The following is a 17,745-nucleotide window of genomic DNA, read 5'->3' as shown; positions in this document are numbered from 1 at the left end:
ATTGGCGGCACCATGAAGCTCATTCCCGCCCTTCTGTTTGTCTCTTCGTCGCTTTTTGCCGCCGAACCGATCGTTGTGAAACTTTGGCCGGGAGGTGCGCCAGAACAGCCCGGGGTGAAGATCGAGGCTGAGAAGGAAGTGCCGAAAAAATCGGCAGATGATGTGCAGCGCATCACGAACGTGACCGATCCCATGATCACGGTTTTCAAACCAGAGAAACCAAACGGCACGGCGGTGATGGTGTGCCCTGGCGGCGGCTACGGCATCCTCGCGTATGAGCATGAAGGCTCGCAGGTGTGTGAATTTCTCAAACAGCATGGTGTCACCGGCATTCTGCTCAAATACCGTGTGCCGAAGCGTGATCCGAAGGACCCAGGCCGCGAGGCTTTGCAGGATGCACAGCGCGCGATGGGCATCATTCGTCATCACGCAGCGGAGTGGGGTCTCAAGCCTGATCGCATCGGCATTCTCGGCTTTTCAGCCGGCGGACATCTGACAGTGATGACGGCGCTGCATGCGAATGCGCGGACTTACACGACTGATCCTGCGCTCGATGTCGAGGACGCGACACCGAATTTTGCCATCCCTGTTTACCCAGCCTACCTCGTCAGCAAGGAGGACATCACGCATCTGCTGCCGGGTTTTGAAGTCACTGCCAAATCGCCGCCGATGTGCTTCGTTCATGCCAATGACGATCCGTGGCCGGCCAGCGCGAGCGCATTGCTCTATCTAGAATACAAAAAGCTCAACATCCCCTGCGAGCTGCACATTTACGCCAAAGGAGGCCACGGTTTCGGCATGCGCAAAAGCGGTGGTCCAGTAAACGACTGGCCAAACCGTGTGGCGGAATGGATGAAGTCGATGGGATACATTCCGTGATCCCCTCATCTGTGTGGTGGCTTGTACTCCGAACCGGACTATGGTGACGCTGTGCCTGCATGAAGACACGCAATGCCCGAACCAAAGCCCCGCCGGCTACAGCGAGTGAGCTGCTAGCTCCAGATTCCCACCGCATCGTGGTGGAGGATCTGACGGAGATTATTTGCCGCTTTCTTCCGGATGGCACCCTCACCTATGTGAACGAAGTTTACTGTCGCTTCTTTGGCAGGACACGTGAGCAGCTGATCGGCCAGCGATGGCAGCCTGGCGCAGTGACCGAGGACGTGCAGCTGATCGAGGAGAGGCTGCGGCTGCTTTCGCCGAAGACTCCGGTCGTTGTCATTGAGAACCGGGTTTATGACGGCAAAGGGCGGTTGAGGTGGATGGAGTTCGTCAATCGTGCCTTCTTCGATGATCAGGGGCTGCTGAAGGAGATGCAGTCGGTCGGACGGGACATCACGGAGCGTGTGCTGGCGGAACAGCGCCTGCAGGAGGGAGAGCAACGCTGGAAGTTTGCCCTCGAGAGTTCAGGTTTTGGAGTGTGGGACTGGGATCTAACACGTAACACAATCTTCCGATCCAGCCAGTTCAAGGTGATGCTCGGCTATCGTGGAGATGAGCCAACCCCAGACGCAGCAATCGGCTGGCAGGGAATGGTGCATCCCGAAGATCTGCCGGGAACCGAACTGGCAGTAAATGATCATTTGATGCGGCGAACCGACGGTTTTGACCGGGAGTTTCGCATGCGTTGCAAGGATGGTTCGTGGAAATGGGTGATGGGTCGTGGCAAGGTCATTCGCCGAGATGATCAGCAGCGAGCCTTGCGCATGACAGGAACGCTGGAAGACATCTCCCGCCGCAAGGCAGCCGAGGAGCGGGAGGAGCATAATTTGCAGCTGATCGTGGAGGGGGCTCCGTGCGCCGCCGTACTGGAGGCCATCGTGCGCAGCGTTGAGGCTGGGCATCCCGGCATGCGCTGCAGCGTGATGCTGGCTGATGAAACTGGCACGAGGCTGCGTTTGCACGCTGCCCCCAGTCTGCCCGAGTATGTGAAAAAGGCACTGGATGGAGCACCTATTGCTGCTGACACCGGCATCTGCGGTGTGGCCACCTTCAGTGGCAAACGGGTGATATGTGCGGATATACTGGCCGATCCCTGTCTGGAGCCATTTCACAAACTCGCGGAGAAGGCCAGGTTGCTTGCCTGCTGGTCTGAGCCAGTGGTGAGTGGCGCAGGGCAGGTGCTGGGGGCCTTCGCCTGCTATCGCCGTGAGATTCACACGCCGGACCAGAAGGAAATTCAAGCGATCACAGCCGCTGCACGCCTGGCCGCACTGACCATTGAACGTGAAGAACGCAAGCTGGCGCTGCTGGTCAGCGAGGAGCGCTATGCACGTGCCATGCGTGCCACGACAGACGGTTTGTGGGAGTGGAACATTGTGACAGGTGAAACCTACCTCTCACCGCGCTGGAAGCAGATGCTTGGATTTGAGGAGGCTGATCATCTTGGCAAGGACCAGGAGTCGTTCATGTCCCGGTTGCACCCGGAGGACTGGCCGCGGGTGCAAGCGGCACGAAAGGCGCACTTTGAAAAGCGTGTGCCTTATCAGGTGGAACTTCGATTGTGCAACAAGAACGGCGAATACCGCTGGTTTCTCACCCGGGGAGAAGCCGACTGGAATGAGCGAGGAGAGGCGGTGCGCATGACCGGCACCATTTCAGACATCTCAGACCGCAAGTGGGCTGAGCAGGCGCTGCTGGCCAGCGAGCAGCGTTTCCGTGCCGTGTTTGAGCAGGCCGCAGTAGGCGTTGCTGAAATGGACACCACCACGGGACGTTTTCTCAGCGTGAACCAGCGCATTTGTGAGATCAATCAGCGCTCGCGCGATGAGATGCTGAAACTGACTTTCAGTGATGTGACCCTGCCGGAGGATTTGCCGAAATCCTTGCAGCGCATGGAGGAATTGAAGGCGGGAAAGATTCGCAGCTACAACCTCGAAAAACGCAACTTGCTGCCAGACGGCACCCTGAAATGGGTGAATCTGACCGTTGCACCGATGTGGCTTCCCGGTGAGCCGCCCTTGCGTCATGTCGCCGTGGTGGAAGACATCACAGAGCGCAAACGTGTGGAGCTCGACTACCGTCGCGAACTGGCCTACAACCAGGCGTTGGTGAGCCATACATCCGCATTCATCGTCGTGCTGGATCTGGACGGGCGCTTCGTGCATGCCAATGCGTCGTTCAGCGAAACCATGGGGTACAGCAACAAGCACGTGATCGGCAAAACCCCCTGGGAAATTGGTCTCATGGATGAGGCCGAGACGGTGAGCTCGAAGGAGCGTTTTGCCCGCCTCCTGCGTGGGGAAAAAAATCCGCCCACGGATTCTCGCCTGCGGACGAAGAGCGGGGAGTGGCGCATTGTCGAACTGCGCAGCATTGCCACCTGCAAACCGGATGGCACGCTGGACCGCATCGTGGTCACGGGAACAGACATGACGGAACGCAATCGTCTGCAGCAGGAGGTGCTGCGTGTGGTGGAGCAGGAACAGGCGCGTGTGGGGCACGATCTGCACGATGGCGTGGGCCAGACCATGACCGGCATTGTCTCACTGCTGGAAGCATTGGAGGCAGACCTGGATGGCGAGCCCCGGCAGCAGGCTCAGCGCATTCATGAACTCCTGCGCCAGTCCGTTTCCGAAGTTCGTCGCATGTCACACGGTCTCTCGCCCACCAGTGTGAAGTACCGCGGTCTCGTGGGTGCGCTGCAATTGCTGGCCGAAACTGTGCGCACCAACTTCCGCACGCCATGCTTGTGCGACGTGGACGCGGGTATCGCGATTCAAAACAACGATATTGAAGCTCATCTGTTCCGCATTGCACAGGAGGCGGTCAACAATGCCCTGCGCCATGGCAAGCCCTCGGAAGTAAAACTGTCCCTGCAGCACGTGAGCCAGACCGAGTGTGAGCTGCGAATCGAAGACGACGGGGCCGGATTGAAAAAGACCAAAGGCGGTCAGCACAACGGCATCGGCGTGCGGGTGATGGATTACCGCGCCAACCTCATCGGAGCGCGGCTGACGATCAAGGCCAAGCCCCGGCGTGGAGTCGTCGTGACCTGCCGCTTTCCATACGAGCCAGGCAGGAAGAAGCGGTGATGCTTATTCTTCAGTCATCAGCAGGACGAAACCGGTAACGAAAACAGGCACGCAGTTTCAACCTCGCGTGCCTGTTTCTTGATGAGCGGGAATACTGGCTGGATCAATGCTTCAGCAGCCACTCAGTCGAGCGCGGATTAAAATCACCCAGCTGTTCCCAGTGGAAAGCATGGCCGGCGTTGTCATAGAGGTGCAGTTCGGCGCCAGGGATTGCGGCGGCGACTTCCTTGCCCATCCACTGAGGGGTGAAGGTGTCGTCCTTGCCGCCGATCACGAGAGTGGGGCACTTCACGTTTTTGAGTTCGTTGAGGGTGTTGTGCGTCATGGCGGCTGCGCTCTGCGCCTCGGTGGCGTGCAGGGGCTGTGGCGCAGGATTGGTGGCGGCGTCTTTGAGGCCCTGCTGCATGTTGTTCCAGCAGTCGTCGTTGTCGAACCACGGCTTGGTGAAGATGAGCATCTGAATCCACTGCATGAAGTCTTCAGGACGCATGGTCGCCTTGGCCTTCATGAGGTGCTGCCAGGTGTAGAGGCCGAAGCGATCCTGCCGGGCCCAGGTGCACATGAGGATCATGCTCTTCACCTTTTCGGGATGACGCAGGGCGAGCTGCTGGGCAATGACTGAGCCGAGCGAGCAGCCTACGACACGGGCCTGCTTGATGCCGAGCTTGTCCATGAGTCCGGCGTAGTCGTCGGCCATCATGGCGGTGGTGTAGGGGCCGGCGGGCTTGTCGGTTTCGCCCACGCCGCGGTTGTCACCGAGGATGCAGCGGAAGTGCTTTTCCCATGCCTGGGCATGCGCGTCCCACACGCCTCCGGGAGCGGTGACTCCCATGATGCAGACGAGCGGTTCGCCGCTGCCGCGTTCTTGATAAAACATCTTGATTCCGTTGGTTTCGACGTGGGGCATAAGAGTGAATTTGTCGGTTGGATGGTTGGCTGTTCGCAGGTCAGGCCGCGAACGGCAAACTGTGAACAGAGATCGGTGAAAGCAACAAGCAAAAATCACCTGCCGCCGCACGAACTTCGCGCATAGTGGGCGCACGCCATGCCTGACGCTCCAACCGAAACACAGCAACCCTCCGTGCCGCCCTGGGAAACGAAAGTTCCGATCACGCGACGCAGCCTGTCACGCAAGCTGGCATTCTGGTCTGTGGCCGGCGCATTGGTGCTGGCTATGTTCTACGCCTTGCAGCCGCGGGCGGTGGAAGTTGAGACTGGAGTGGTTCATCAGGGGCCGTTGACGGTGTATGTGTCCGAGGAAGGCAAGACACGCATTCGCAACCGCCACATCGTCGCCGCACCGGTGGCGGGCAGCATGCAGCGCGTGACTTTAAAGGCTGGAGACGCGGTGAAGGCAGGAGAAACAGTGCTCACCCGCATCGAGCCGACGCTTTCACCATTGCTGGATGCGCGTGCGCGATCCCAGGCACAGGCACGTGTTGATGCGGCGACTGCCACCCGCAGCCGGGCCAACGAAGACATCGAAATGTCACGCACCGGCCTGAAATATGCGCAGGCGAACTGGGACCGCATCAAGAACAACACGGACAAGGGTACCGTCAGCGACACTGACCGTGACACGTTTGAGCGTGAGGCAGAAATGAAAATGCGTGAAGTTCGTTCGGCCGAGTTTGCCCTCCAGGTGGCGGATTTTGAGCTGGTGCAGGCCAAGGCGGCGCTGCAGCAGATCGATAAACCGAGCGCAGGCGGTGCATTCATCGAAGTGCGCGCTCCGGTCAGCGGCGTTGTGCTGCGGGTGCAGCAGGAGAGCGCGACGATTGTGGCGCCGGGCGCGCCCATTTTGGAAATCGGTGACCCCACGGATTTGGAAATCGAGGCGGAAATCCTCTCACGCGATGCGGTGACGATCAAACCTGGGGCGCTCGTCACGGTGGAGCAGTGGGGGGGCGATGAGCCGGCAAAAGCCCGCGTGCGTCGTGTGGAACCAGCAGCTTTCACCAAGGTGTCCGCGCTGGGTGTGGAAGAGCAGCGCGTGCTGGTACTGAGTGATTTTACGGAGCAGACGCCCGCATTAAAAGCACTGGGAGACCGCTACCGCGTGGAAGTGCGTGTGGCTGTATGGCACAGCGATGACACCCTGCTGGTGCCGGCGGGGGCGTTGTTCCGTGAAGGCAGCGAGTGGAAGACCTTTGTTTTTGATGGCGGCAGCGCCAAGGCTGTGGTGGTCAAGGCTGGACGCACTGACGGTAAACTCACCCAGGTGCTGGCAGGCCTCAAGAAAGGGGATGAAGTGCTGATGCACCCACCGGATACCGTGCGGGATGGAACAAGCGTGGTGAAGCGCGCTGAGGTAAAATAAAAGAGCGGCCTCTTTCGAGGCCGCCTTGGAAGTGCTGACGGGCTTTGTTTTAGACCTTCCAGCCGGCGCGGTAGTCGCGGGTGAGCCACTTGGGATCGCCGCCGCTCACGAAAGTGTGCTCAGTGGGATTCCACTTGATGTTGGCGCCGTACCAATAGGCGAAGTTCATGAGGTGGCAGGCGATGGCGCTGCTGGCTCCCACGCCGGCGTGACAGATCGGCTGCTTGCGGCTCTTCATGCTGGCGACGAAGTCGGCGATCTGATCCTTGCTCTCGTAGAGTGAGAGTTTCTTGTCCTTGAGGAAGTCACGTTCGGCGAGGGCGACTTCGCGATCGACGGAAGTGCCTGCGGATTTATCTTTGCCGTGGAAGGCGTGGACTTCTTTACCGCCGAGGCTGAGGGCAAATTTGCCGCGCCCGACGTTCACCTCGCCCTCGGTGCCGTGGAAGGTGCAGCCGTGGCTGCCTTCTGCGTGAGAGAGCACCGCACCGCTGGCGTAGACGAGCTGCGCGCCGCGCTTGGCGTTTTGGTAGTCGGCGGGCGCTTTGACCTCAACCGGACCGTTTTCATCCATGCCAAGGCCCCACTGGGCGATGTCGATGTGATGCGCGCCCCAGTCGGTGATCATGCCACCGCCGAATTCGCGGGTCTTGCGCCAGTTGGGGAAGGTAGTGCTTTCGCCGATGGGGCAGAGCTCGTGGTTGAAGGGGACGAGCGGAGCCGGGCCGCACCACATGTCCCAGTCGAGGCCTGCGGGCGTCGCTTCTTCGGGGTAGGCGTTCGGCTTGGCGGGATCGCCAATGGTGATAGTGACGCGCTCGACCTTGCCGATGACGCCGTTGCGCACGAGTTCGCAGGCGATGCGGAATTCCTTGCTGGAGCGCTGCATGGAGCCGGTCTGAAGCACGCGGTTGTTCTTTTTGACGGTTTCGACAACGGAGACAGCCTCGTGAATGTTATGCGTGAGCGGCTTCTCACAGTAAACGTCCTTGCCGTGGCTAAGGGCGCTGTTGGTGATGATGGCGTGCCAGTGGTCCGGTGTGGCGATGCACACGGCGTCGATGTCGGTGCGCTCGGTGATCTTGCGGAAGTCGCCAGTGGTCTCGCAGGGCTTGGCGCTGCCGCCCGTCTTCGCGTAGTGGTCATCGACCTTCTTTTTGTAAAGATCGCGCCGCACGTCATACACGTCGCAGACGGCGACGACCTCGATGTCAGGATACTGGAGGAATTTGCTGATGAGGCCGCCCATCTGCTTTCCGAGGCCGATGAAGCCCATGCGGATCTTGCCATTGGCCGATTGCGACCAGACACGTGAGGGGAGAATGAAGGGAGCTGCCACCGAGGCGGCGGCAACTTTGACGAACTGACGGCGTGAGGATGCGGTTTGCATGGTTGGTGTTGGGTGGGATTTTAGGGTGGAGCAGTACAGTCCATTTGCCAAGTCTCTTGCACTCGGGGTTGGCGTGGGTATTCGGCAGGATGGAATTCTCAAAACAGCGGCTTGGGCAGTTGATCATCGTTTCGGGGCCTTCGGGCACCGGCAAGACGACGCTGTCACGGAAAGTGTGTGATCGCGGCGAGGCGGTCTTTTCCGTTTCCTGCACGACGCGTGCCCCCAGAGCGGGAGAGGTGGATGGGAAGGATTACTTTTTCCTGACCGAGGAGGATTTCTTGGCACGGGTGGAGCGTGGAGAGCTGTTTGAGTATGCCCGGGTGCATGGCCGACTTTACGGAACCCTAAAGAGCTATGTGTATGAGAATCTCAAACGCGGGGTGGATGTGATCATGGACATCGACGTGCAGGGAGCGATGCAGGTGCGCGCCTGCGAGGACGAACTGGTGAAGCGCTGCCTGCTGGAGATTTTCGTGATGCCGCCCAGCCTGGAGGAGCTGCGCAACCGCCTCTCCGGCCGCGCTACGGAGGATGCTGCTGCGTTTGAACTGCGCATGCAGAACGCAGCGGCAGAGATGGAGCACTGGCGCAAGTATGGTTACGTGCTGGTCAGCGGCACACGGGAGGACGATGCACGGCGATTTGATGCCATTCTCGAAGCTGGACGGATGCGGACAAGCCTGTGGTGATCAGGACGGGATGCCGGCGTCTCTGAGAGCAGGGAACTGACTGCGCCATTCGCGGAGCACGGCTGGATCGATCCGCGCGCTGATGACACGCTCCTGCTCGGCGGCATCCGCGATGATGAGGCCGTGGGGATCGACAACGAGGCTGCGACCCGTATAAGTGAACTCGGGATCGGTGCCGCAGCGGTTGACGCCGACGACATAGGCCAGGTTTTCGATGGCGCGGGCTTGGAGCAGCGTGATCCAGTGCTGGATGCGTTTCACTGGCCAGGCGGCGATGAAGACAAGCACTTCAGCTCCGGCGCGGACGGCAGTGCGCGCGAGTTCAGGAAAGCGCAGATCATAGCAGATGAGTGGGGCGATGCGCAGCCCCTGCCATTCAAAGATGCTGACGTCCGTGCCTGCGAGATGGGCGCGGTCTTCGCCGCCCAGACTGAATGGGTAATTTTTGGTGTAGCGGGCAAGGACGGTGCCATCGGGAGCGATGGCGAGGGCTTGGTTCATGCCACGACCATCTTCAGTGGAGGTTACCACTCCACCGATGACGCAGCTTTGGTATTGCGCGGCCATTTCGCGCAGGAATTGCTCGGTGAGGCCATTCGTTGACTCGGCGGTGACGGAAAGATTCATGCTGAAGCCGGTGGAGAAGGTCTCCGGCAGGATGATGAGCGATCCTGGCTGCGGACTGGCGCTGGCGATCAACTGGCGCGCCTTGGCGTGATTGGTTGAACGGTCTTCCCAGACGGAATTGATTTGGACGAGGTGGACATTCATAAACGTTCTTTACGGGCACCCGGACGGAGACGATCAGTGGATTCAGAATTGCTGCGGGCGCGAACGCCGATGAAGCCGCTGGCGGAAAGAATGGTAAGGCCGCAGACGATGGCGAAGGTGTCGAACGACATGACCTTGATCATGGCGAAAGCCAGGGAAGGGGCAATGAGGCCGCGCACGCCGGTGAGAAAGGTATGCACGCTCATGTACTCGGCGACGGCATGTTTGTCCGCGAGCTTGGTGACCCAGAGCGCCCAGGTGACATTGCCACCCGCATTGGCCATGCCCCACAAAGCCATGCCAAAGGTCCACCAGAAGAGGCTGTGTCCAAGGAAGAAGCAGAGGATGCCGGCGGCAAAGAAGACGTTCAGCACTGCACGCACCGTGAAGAGGTGGAAGCGGTCATAAACCAGCCCCCAGGGATAAGAAAAGACGACGCGAGCGAGCACCGGCACCACCCCGGTGATCCAGGCGACATTGAACTCGCTCAAGTTGATGCCGTGACGCGGGTTGGCGAGGTATTCGACGAACAGGCATGCTGCAGCGAGATTGCCAATGCCCATCATCATCCAGGAGATGAGCAGCGTGCGGAAATCGCGGTCCTCACGCACCCAGCGCATGGAACTCCAGAGGCTGGTGCTGGAGTTTTCCGGTGCTTCCCACGCGGTGACTGGCAGGCCATACGTCCAGAAGCCTGAAATGAAGCCGCTGGCGGCGAAGGCCCACAAGAGCCATGTGTAGTTCGCAATGTCCCAGCCGAGAAGTTTGCCACCCACAAAGCCGAAGCACACCGCCGCCGCCGCCCGTGTGACCCCAGTGACCGCATACAGTTTGCCGCGTTTTTCGGCAGGGTAATTGATGCGGTAAATCTGTGTCAGCAAAGGGATCTGCATGGTCAGGCAGAATAAGCCAAGGCTCAGTCCGCCAATGTAAAGCAGAGGGTTGTGTGGAAACGCCGCTGATACGGCCATGCAGCCACCGCCCAGCAACTGTACTTTGGCCGCTGTGCGCGCGATGGTGCTTTTGGCTCGCAGCAGAAGTGGCACCACGAACAAGCTGGCCACCATGCCGCCACTGGTGGCGCTGAGAAAGACGGACTTTGCCACATCGCTCATGTGAAACACCCGCACGGCGATGAGCATTCCGAAGGTGGCGGTCAGGGTGTCGATGACTCCCGAGGGAATCGAGCGCCACAGTTCGTTGCGCAAGGTTCGGGAGGTGATGGCATCGGCTTCGTTCACACGGGCTATTCGCATGAACAAAGATGCGCGTCCAGCACGGAGGCTGGGCGCGCATCAGACTAGAGATCGCAAACAGGCAAGGCGCTGCGCGCCTCGCCTCCGCATCACGCGGCTTTCTTGGATTTCTTTGCAGCAGGTGCTTTGGCCGCAGGAGCCTTCTCAGTGGCCTTCTTGACCAGTTTTGGCGCTGGCATTGGGACGACGGTCAGCCATTCCTGATAATGAACCCAGCTGTCACTGCCTTCATCGCGGAGATAATCAGTTTCAGTGAGGAGCCCGCGCTTCTGGAAATCGAGGATTTCTTTTTTGGCGAATGGTCCGAATTCAACGAAGGCGCGGCTGAGGTAGACGAGGTCTTTCATGGTATGTTTTATTGGTGTTTAGGTTTTGGGGAACTGGGCCGTAACATCACATGAGCTGTGGAACAAGCATCAATCTTGCCACAGTTCCACAAAAAATGGGGCAGGCTAAACTAGGACTAATTTTTGCTTTATTGGAGGCATGTCTGCTTGCGACACCCCCCACTGGCCTCTAGTTTATATGACAATTAATGATTATTTGCCTAGAATCGTCCATCCTCGGCGGGTACCTTTCCAACGAAGTACCCGGCTTGGTTACAGGAGTGTTTCACCTCGCAGGTCAGAATCAGCCCGTACGAGTTGAATTGGTGGGCAATTTTATGCGCGATATTGCCGGCTGCCGGGTGGACTTTCACAATCCACTTCCAAATGCCAATGAAGACCATGTGGATGCCATCTCGGCTATGCAGTATGGGTACAGCGGTTTGATGACAGCCTCCTCCCGCGTCCTGAAACTCCCGCGCCGAAGATCACAATCTGGCACGGTTTGTACTTTGCCTGAGCCGCCCGGGCTGAAAAATTTGCTGTTTTTTGAGTGGTTCAATCAGGATCACCAGCGCATCCTGATTCAGTCCTGGCATTTGCAGATGCGTGTCTCATCACCGCGCTGGCAGCTGACCAAGGAGGAAGAGGCCGCCTTGCTGCGACAGAACCGGGCCAGGCGGAAGCATTTCCTGCTGGGGACCAGCCGAAATTCAAAATCTGCTGATGCTTTGCATAGTCCCGGGTTTGACGACCCATTTCAGCCTGCCAAACCAGGCAGCGATCCATTCGCCTCAATCAAGAATGATCCCACCATCGAGCCGCCCCGTCAAACACCCGCCAAAGGGCAGGGAAGCACAGGTCTAAATCCCGTGGCGCGCTCTGCGGCGCTGGCCAAGGAACTGCGGCGTTTTCAAAGTCTGCTTGTTTTCAATGAGGAGGTGCGCACCCGCCCGGCGGTCCTGCGTCTGCTCTCCACGGTGGCAGATCTGGCTGCGCATCTTATCCATGTGCTGCGTCAGTTTGCCCAAGCAGAAAAAGATCAATGGCAGTTTTTGGTGGTCGATCTTGAACAAAGTCTGCCCCTGTTTGCGGCGGCCTTGAATGCGACAGACAAGCTGGTGCAGCAGCATCCCCAAGGTGCTGACATGGAGTGGCTGGCCGGCGTGCAGGCCAGCCTGCTCAACATCGAGCTGCGCATGCGTGAACTGCTTGGACTGCTGCGCTGAAGTGAGAGGGGGTTGATCCGCGCTGAGCTTGCGTCTAGCATGCGGCATGCGTCTCTCTCATTATGCCCTGGCTCTCACGATCATTCTGCTCGCCATCACCGGCTATCTGGCCTGGGAGGCACAGGAGGAGGCCAAAGGAGCGCGCAAAGAACTCGAACTGGTGCGCAGGCAGCAGGCAGCCCATGAGATGGCCATGCCGGCGAAACCTGACACGGTGACAGCTTTGCCGCCGCCGCCGGAAGTGCCGGCGACCTCAGTGCCGCCTCTGGCCGGAAGCAACCTGATGCCTGGAACCCCGGCCACGTATGCCTCACCTGCAGCGGCAGCAGCGCCTCTGACTGATCTGCAAAAGCAGCTTTTGGGCATGCCAGCCTTCGCCAAGGTGATTGAAGTACACAATGATCAGGGCTTTGCCGTGATCAGTGCTGGAAAAGACAAACAACTGGCCGGCGGGATGAAATTCGATGTCCGCCGCGGCAACGGACTGGTCGGCCGCGTGATCGTGGGTGAAACCATCGAAGCAGCGGAAGCCGTCGTGGACATCGACAACACGGCCTCGCTTCCAGGTGTTCGCATTGAAGCAGGCGACGAGTTGATTCTGCCGATTCGGAAATAACGATCATCCTAGATGCCCCGCGAACGTCTTGATCTCGCCCTGCTGAAGCTCGGCATTGTGCCTTCACGTGAACAGGCCAAACGGCTGATCATGGCGGGCGAGGTCAGTGTCATGGGCAAGCGCATCACCCATCCGGGTTGGTTGGTCGCTGAGCTCCAGCAGATCGTCGTTCGGGAGCGCCCCAAATTTGTCAGCCGTGGTGGTTTAAAGCTCGAAGGTGCGCTGGGCCATTTTGGCATTGATGTGACTGGAATGACCGCGCTAGATGTCGGCGCCTCCACGGGGGGATTCACCGATTGCCTGCTGCAGCGCGGGGCTGTGAAGGTCTTCGCCTTCGATGTCGGCACCAATCAACTCGCCTGGAAACTGCGCAGTGATCCGCGGGTGGTCTCAAGGGAGCAGTTCAATCTTCGGCACATGCGCCGGGAAGATATAGGCCAGGAGGTCGATATCCTGGTGGCTGATCTCTCTTTCATTTCCCTGACCTTGGTCCTGCCTGCGGTGCTGCAGGCGCTGCGTTCGGGTGGGCAGGCCTTGGTTTTGATCAAACCTCAGTTTGAGCTCTCACGGGAGGAGATTGGCAAGGGGGGCATTGTGCGTGAACCAGAACTTCATGCCAAAGCCTGTTCGCGAATTGAGGAGTTCGTGAAGTCGCAGCCAGAACTGGAATGGCGGGGTTTGATTGAGTCCTCCATTCAAGGAACGGAAGGTAATCGCGAGTTTCTGGCTTGGTTTGGCAAGCAGTGATGCACGGAGTCGGTTTTCAAATTAGTGTCGGTCTGCCTTATCGTTATCAATTGTGAGACGCGTATATGACCCTTTTACCGAAATTTGACACTTTAAGGTTGCATCTTTGCAATAATTATCACAATTTACCATCATAAATACAGGCAGCCATGAAAAACCACGCGCACATATCCAAGCAATGCCGAGCTTGTTCGGCGTTCAGTCTTTTTGAGGTCCTGATGTCTATCGCCATTATTGGAGTGATGGTCGGAATGGTGGTCCCGATGCTGGGTCAGAATGATGCCGCTTATGCAGCGCGTGATCGCCGCAATGCGCAGGAGCTGTGCTCTACTTGCATGATGGCGCAGGCAGCTGACCTGAACTTTGTGCAGGATGAGAGTGTGATCGATACCGTGCGTGCCATTGTGCGCGGTGGCATGTCGGTGCGCGGGGCGACGCGTGGGCGGGTCTTTGTGGTTCCGGGTCTCAGTGATGAAGACATCCAAGGGGCTGCGAAATACCTTCGGGTGCAAGATGGTCAACTGCTTTACACCACAACAGCGTCTCCACCTGGAGATCAGCACTTGTAATCAATGGGGCAGCAGAATCGGAATCGCGATGCTGCCTTTAGTGAAAGTGTCCTGTTGCTCAAATCTGCCTGAGAACGAGGGGGATGTTTTTGTCGCAAGCTGAGCAATAGGCGGTCTTGATTTGCCATGTGTTTTACCTTGCCTGCGGCCATCGTTTCCACCAGCATGCGGGCTTCATGAATTCTGCATTCGTCAAAAAGAACTGGTATTTTTTCACCCCGGCCGTGATCATCCTTATCCCTGCGCTGATGGTTGTTTTTTGTACTGTGAAATACGGCTATACTGTCCCTGACTCCATCAATGCGGTGTTCCATATAGGCTCCACAGGCACGCGCTATTCCATGGGGTTTTCGGAAAGAAATTTCTCGCTGGTGAGGCCCGGCATGGATGGCAGAACTGTTTATAACACGATCAGAAACCCCATGGAAGGCAATGATCCCAGTGCGGATGTTGCCAACTGGCGTTACAGCCTGCCAGCCAGTGGTGCAGGGTATTATCATGAGCGCACCATTGTTTTCGTGAAGGATAAAAATGGTGTTCCTCGGGTCAAACAGCGCATCAGTCGTTTTCATGCGGCGAATTGATTCCTGCACGAAACAGGCGAAAGTGACGCATACTCTTGCATGAACCATTGTACGCCATTGCTGCTCAAAGCTTGTTTGGTCTTACCGCTGCTATTGCTGGCAGCGTGTGAAAATTCTGGCCACATCAAGGGGCTGCCCAAAGACCTGCCGGTCATCAATCTGCATGGTTCGCCGGACACGCCGCCACACAGTTTGGGGCATGCAGATTATCCATTTGCGGCCAACGGTGATTACAAAAGTGACTGGGCTGCCGAGGGCGGGCAGGGGGCTGGCATGGACTACTCCTCCTGGCGCTCCTCTCATGGCGGTTCCTCCTCCCGCAGTTCTTCCAAGAAAAAATCTTCCTCCAAATCCAAATCCGGCGGCAAGAGCTCCGGGAGCAAGAGCACCCGCAAAGGCGGCTCATACACCATCAAGAGCGGTGACAGCCTGGGGGCCATCGCCCGCAGGAACGGCACCACGGTGGCGAAACTCAAGGCTGCAAACGGGCTGTCTTCCGACAAGATCCGCGCGGGCAGAACGCTTAAAATTCCCTAGCGGTTGTGTACTCTCACCCCTCACGCATCGCTGCTTTCTGCCTGGCGTTGTTCGTGGGAGGAGAGGCGGCTGTTGTGGCAGAGGGGCGGCTGCGTTTTTCCGCAGTGGTGATTGATGCAGGCCATGGCGGCAAAGACGGCGGCTCCGTCTGGAATGGGTTAGTCGAAAAAAAGCTCTGCCTGGATGTCGCGAAGCGTGTCGAAACGGCGCTAAAAGCGAGGGGGCTTAAAACCGTCATGACTCGTCGCACGGACACTTTTGTGGAACTCGAGCGGCGGGCGCGGATCGCTAATCGCGTACCCTCGTCAGTTTTTGTCAGCATTCATTTCAATGGCAGCCGCAAAACCATCATCTCGGGTGGGGAGGTGTATTACCGCAGCCCACGCGGCAAACGGATCGCCACAGCCATCAGCCGTTCGATCAAAAGCAAGGTCACCGGTGGCACTCGCGGTATTTTTCATGGCAATTATAAAGTGCTGCGTGAGACCGAGATGCCTGCCGTGCTTGTCGAATGCGGCTATCTCAGCAACAAGCGCGAGGCCTTGCGCTGCGCGGATCCTGCTCACCGCCAGAAACTTGCCGATGCAATCGTCAGCGGACTTCTGGCCGCCAGACGAAAATAGTGAAGCCCGGCTTTCATTTCTTTTGAAAGTTCACTTTAGCGAGGCATCTGCACGGCATTTGACGAAGCCCCTGCCGTGGTGGATGGAATGAGGTAGATTCCATGTCAGCCCCAGCCCTCAGCGCCAGCAATCCTGTTTTTCCGTTTCACCTCGTGCGGGCAGACTTGGAACGCGTGGAAACGGCCATCCTCGAACAAGCACGTGCGTTTGATCCCGGTGTCGAAGGCTACGTGAGTTATGTCTGCAAAACTTCGGGGAAGCGTATCCGTCCTGCTTTGGCCGTGCTCGCCGGCGGTGCCACAGGTGGTACGCACGAAGGTCACACGCGCCTTTCCGTCATTCTCGAGCTCGTCCACATTGCCTCCCTTGTTCATGACGACATCATGGATGGTGCGGACATTCGCCGCGCCCAGCCCACCGCCGTCGCGAAATGGGGCAGCAGTCTCAGCGTCCTGCTGGGGGACAGCCTCTTCGCCTACGCGCTTGAGCTCGCCACTGAGTTTGAAGACACGCATGTCTGCCGCACCATCGCCCGCGCCTCGCGTGATGTCTGCACTGGGGAAATCCTGCAAACCCAGCGCCGCTTCGATTTCAATCTCTCCGTCACCGATTATCTCAAGATGATCGAGATGAAGACTGCCGCGCTCTTCGCCGCCGCCAGTGAACTTGGCGCCCGTCTCAATCAGCAGCCCGACTCCGTGCAGGCGGCATTGAAGGACTACGGCCTCAAACTCGGCACTGCCTACCAGATCTACGACGACTGCCTCGACATCGTCGGTGACGAAAAAACGGTGGGCAAAACGCTTCGTACCGACCTCGCACGTGGCAAGCTCACACTGCCCATCCTTTACCTCCTTGAAGGAGCCACCGATGCGCAGAAGCAAAAGCTCAATCGCATGCTGCTCAAAGGCGAGCCCATGGACACCACTATTCTTGCCGGCATCGCCGACTACGAAGGCGCTGTCGAGCGCGCCGTCAAGTTCGCGCAAAACATGCTGATCGAAGCCCGCGCCGATTTGGTCTGCCTTAATGCCTCGCCGCACAAACAGGCGCTCGAAGACATCGTGGGTTATCTGCACAGCCTGCTGGACCAGTGCCGGGCTCTTCATTGAATTTTCTAATTTAGTCGTGTGAAGTGAGCACCGATTCATGAGTCGAATCCGCGACATCCCAGAAAACGACCGCCCGCGTGAGCGTCTGCTCCGGCTCGGCCCTCAGGCGCTCTCAGATGCGGAACTTCTCGCCCTCTTCATCAACACCGGCACCAAGGGTGAAAACGCCCTTCAGATCGGTCAGCGCATCCTGCGAGACTACAAATCCCTGCGTGACCTCTCCCGCCTGGAGCCTGCCATCTTGAGAAAGATCAAAGCCCTAGGGCCTGCGAAAACCGCGCTGCTCGCCGCTGCTTTTGAGCTTGGCCGCCGCTCGGCACAGGAGCCATCGCATACAGAAGTCATCCTCGATCGTCCGCAGCGCATTTACGACTACATCGGCCCCGAGATGCAGGCCCTCGGCCACGAGTCAGTCCGCATTATTTTGCTCAACACAAAGCTTGCCGTCATGCGCAGTGAGGAGGCTTTCAAAGGCAGCTTGAACGAATGCGTCGCTCATCCGCGCGATCTGCTGCGGAAAGTGCTCATCCATAACGCCTACGCCTTCGTTCTCGTTCACAATCACCCTTCCGGGGATCCCACCCCGAGCGAGGCCGACCGCCGCATCACTCGCCGACTCCGTGAAGCTTCCGAAGCCACCGGGCTTTTTCTCCAGGACCACCTCATCATCGGCACACCTGCTGAATCACGCCCGCTGCCTTACTTCAGCTTCAAGGAGCACGGGATGCTTTAATGCTGCTGGTGGAGGTCACCACTTGTTCGCCTGGATCACGTCCTTCTCCCCTTTGAGGTAGTTCACGAGATTCAGCGTGGCGCGCATGGCCTGGCGGGGCACGCTTTCGTAAGTGCGTGAACCGATGTGGGGCGTGATGAGGGCCTTGGGGTGCTTGAGCAGCGGGTGGTCGGCTGGCGGTGGTTCTTCGTCGAGCACATCAGTTG

The 17,745-nt window shown here is 58.4% G+C and carries 19 protein-coding genes; 13 read left to right on the top strand and 6 right to left on the bottom strand.

Translation table 11 applies throughout. The features are described from left to right. Window positions 1-12 precede the first annotated feature (12 nt). Together WAW39_RS05785 and WAW39_RS05780 are read left to right on the top strand one after the other, a co-directional pair. Complete coding sequence (locus WAW39_RS05785; RefSeq protein ID WP_422316707.1) at window positions 13-879, top strand: alpha/beta hydrolase; 867 nt, start codon at window positions 13-15, stop codon at window positions 877-879. 59 nt (window positions 880-938) lie between these two features. Next, entirely contained in the window at window positions 939-4,034 is a 3,096-nt protein-coding gene (locus WAW39_RS05780) for a PAS domain S-box protein (protein WP_422316704.1), read from the top strand. A 103-nt stretch (window positions 4,035-4,137) separates the two neighbouring features. On the opposite strand, the gene WAW39_RS05775 is transcribed toward WAW39_RS05780, so the two are convergent. Further along, complete coding sequence (locus WAW39_RS05775) at window positions 4,138-4,941, bottom strand: alpha/beta fold hydrolase (RefSeq protein WP_422316702.1); 804 nt, start codon at window positions 4,939-4,941, stop codon at window positions 4,138-4,140. Window positions 4,942-5,079: 138 nt separating this feature from the next. Between WAW39_RS05775 and WAW39_RS05770 the strand changes: the two genes are divergently transcribed. Further along, a complete protein-coding gene (locus WAW39_RS05770; RefSeq protein ID WP_422316700.1) occupies window positions 5,080-6,354 on the top strand; it encodes an efflux RND transporter periplasmic adaptor subunit in 1,275 nt (424 codons plus the stop codon). A 49-nt stretch (window positions 6,355-6,403) separates the two neighbouring features. Here WAW39_RS05770 and WAW39_RS05765 read toward each other — a convergent pair whose 3' ends face one another. Continuing rightward, entirely contained in the window at window positions 6,404-7,744 is a 1,341-nt protein-coding gene (locus WAW39_RS05765) for a Gfo/Idh/MocA family protein (RefSeq protein ID WP_422316698.1), read from the bottom strand. Window positions 7,745-7,833: 89 nt separating this feature from the next. Here WAW39_RS05765 and gmk point away from each other — a divergent pair, with 89 nt between their 5' ends. Continuing rightward, a complete protein-coding gene (gmk, locus tag WAW39_RS05760; protein ID WP_422316696.1) occupies window positions 7,834-8,436 on the top strand; it encodes a guanylate kinase in 603 nt (200 codons plus the stop codon). On the opposite strand, the gene WAW39_RS05755 is transcribed toward gmk, so the two are convergent. The 3 genes from WAW39_RS05755 to WAW39_RS05745 form a co-directional block, all read right to left on the bottom strand. Then, on the bottom strand, window positions 8,437-9,207 hold the full coding sequence (locus WAW39_RS05755; RefSeq protein WP_422316694.1) for a carbon-nitrogen family hydrolase: 771 nt from the start codon (window positions 9,205-9,207) through the stop codon (window positions 8,437-8,439). Continuing rightward, on the bottom strand, window positions 9,204-10,463 hold the full coding sequence (locus tag WAW39_RS05750; protein ID WP_422316692.1) for an MFS transporter: 1,260 nt from the start codon (window positions 10,461-10,463) through the stop codon (window positions 9,204-9,206). The genes WAW39_RS05755 and WAW39_RS05750 overlap by 4 nt, the downstream gene beginning before the upstream one ends. 89 nt (window positions 10,464-10,552) lie before the next feature. After that, entirely contained in the window at window positions 10,553-10,810 is a 258-nt protein-coding gene (locus tag WAW39_RS05745; RefSeq protein WP_422316690.1) for a hypothetical protein, read from the bottom strand. Window positions 10,811-11,127: 317 nt separating this feature from the next. Between WAW39_RS05745 and WAW39_RS05740 the strand changes: the two genes are divergently transcribed. From WAW39_RS05740 to radC, 9 genes are all read left to right on the top strand, one after another. Further along, complete coding sequence (locus WAW39_RS05740) at window positions 11,128-12,018, top strand: hypothetical protein (RefSeq protein WP_422316688.1); 891 nt, start codon at window positions 11,128-11,130, stop codon at window positions 12,016-12,018. A gap of 46 nt (window positions 12,019-12,064) precedes the next feature. Continuing rightward, complete coding sequence (locus tag WAW39_RS05735) at window positions 12,065-12,634, top strand: hypothetical protein (protein WP_422316686.1); 570 nt, start codon at window positions 12,065-12,067, stop codon at window positions 12,632-12,634. A gap of 12 nt (window positions 12,635-12,646) precedes the next feature. Next, window positions 12,647-13,381, top strand: coding sequence for a TlyA family RNA methyltransferase (locus WAW39_RS05730; RefSeq protein ID WP_422316684.1), 735 nt, complete (start codon window positions 12,647-12,649; stop codon window positions 13,379-13,381). A gap of 149 nt (window positions 13,382-13,530) precedes the next feature. Beyond that, window positions 13,531-13,950, top strand: coding sequence for a type II secretion system protein (locus WAW39_RS05725; protein WP_422316682.1), 420 nt, complete (start codon window positions 13,531-13,533; stop codon window positions 13,948-13,950). A 176-nt stretch (window positions 13,951-14,126) separates the two neighbouring features. Then, entirely contained in the window at window positions 14,127-14,534 is a 408-nt protein-coding gene (locus tag WAW39_RS05720; RefSeq protein ID WP_422316680.1) for a hypothetical protein, read from the top strand. Window positions 14,535-14,573: 39 nt separating this feature from the next. Beyond that, window positions 14,574-15,071, top strand: a complete 498-nt coding sequence (locus WAW39_RS05715) for a LysM peptidoglycan-binding domain-containing protein (RefSeq protein ID WP_422316678.1) — start codon at window positions 14,574-14,576, stop codon at window positions 15,069-15,071. Window positions 15,072-15,076: 5 nt separating this feature from the next. After that, entirely contained in the window at window positions 15,077-15,694 is a 618-nt protein-coding gene (locus WAW39_RS05710) for an N-acetylmuramoyl-L-alanine amidase family protein (protein ID WP_422316676.1), read from the top strand. A gap of 101 nt (window positions 15,695-15,795) precedes the next feature. Next, complete coding sequence (locus tag WAW39_RS05705; protein WP_422316674.1) at window positions 15,796-16,806, top strand: polyprenyl synthetase family protein; 1,011 nt, start codon at window positions 15,796-15,798, stop codon at window positions 16,804-16,806. Window positions 16,807-16,843: 37 nt separating this feature from the next. Further along, window positions 16,844-17,539, top strand: a complete 696-nt coding sequence (radC, locus tag WAW39_RS05700) for a RadC family protein (RefSeq protein WP_422316672.1) — start codon at window positions 16,844-16,846, stop codon at window positions 17,537-17,539. Window positions 17,540-17,554: 15 nt separating this feature from the next. On the opposite strand, the gene WAW39_RS05695 is transcribed toward radC, so the two are convergent. Continuing rightward, on the bottom strand, window positions 17,555-17,745 hold a 191-nt coding region (locus WAW39_RS05695; RefSeq protein ID WP_422316670.1), incomplete at its 5' end, for an NAD(P)-dependent oxidoreductase.

The organism is Prosthecobacter sp., from assembly GCF_049294395.1.
Taxonomy (GTDB): Bacteria; Verrucomicrobiota; Verrucomicrobiia; order Verrucomicrobiales; family Verrucomicrobiaceae; genus Prosthecobacter.
This window is presented reverse-complemented; position numbering and strand designations above follow the sequence as displayed.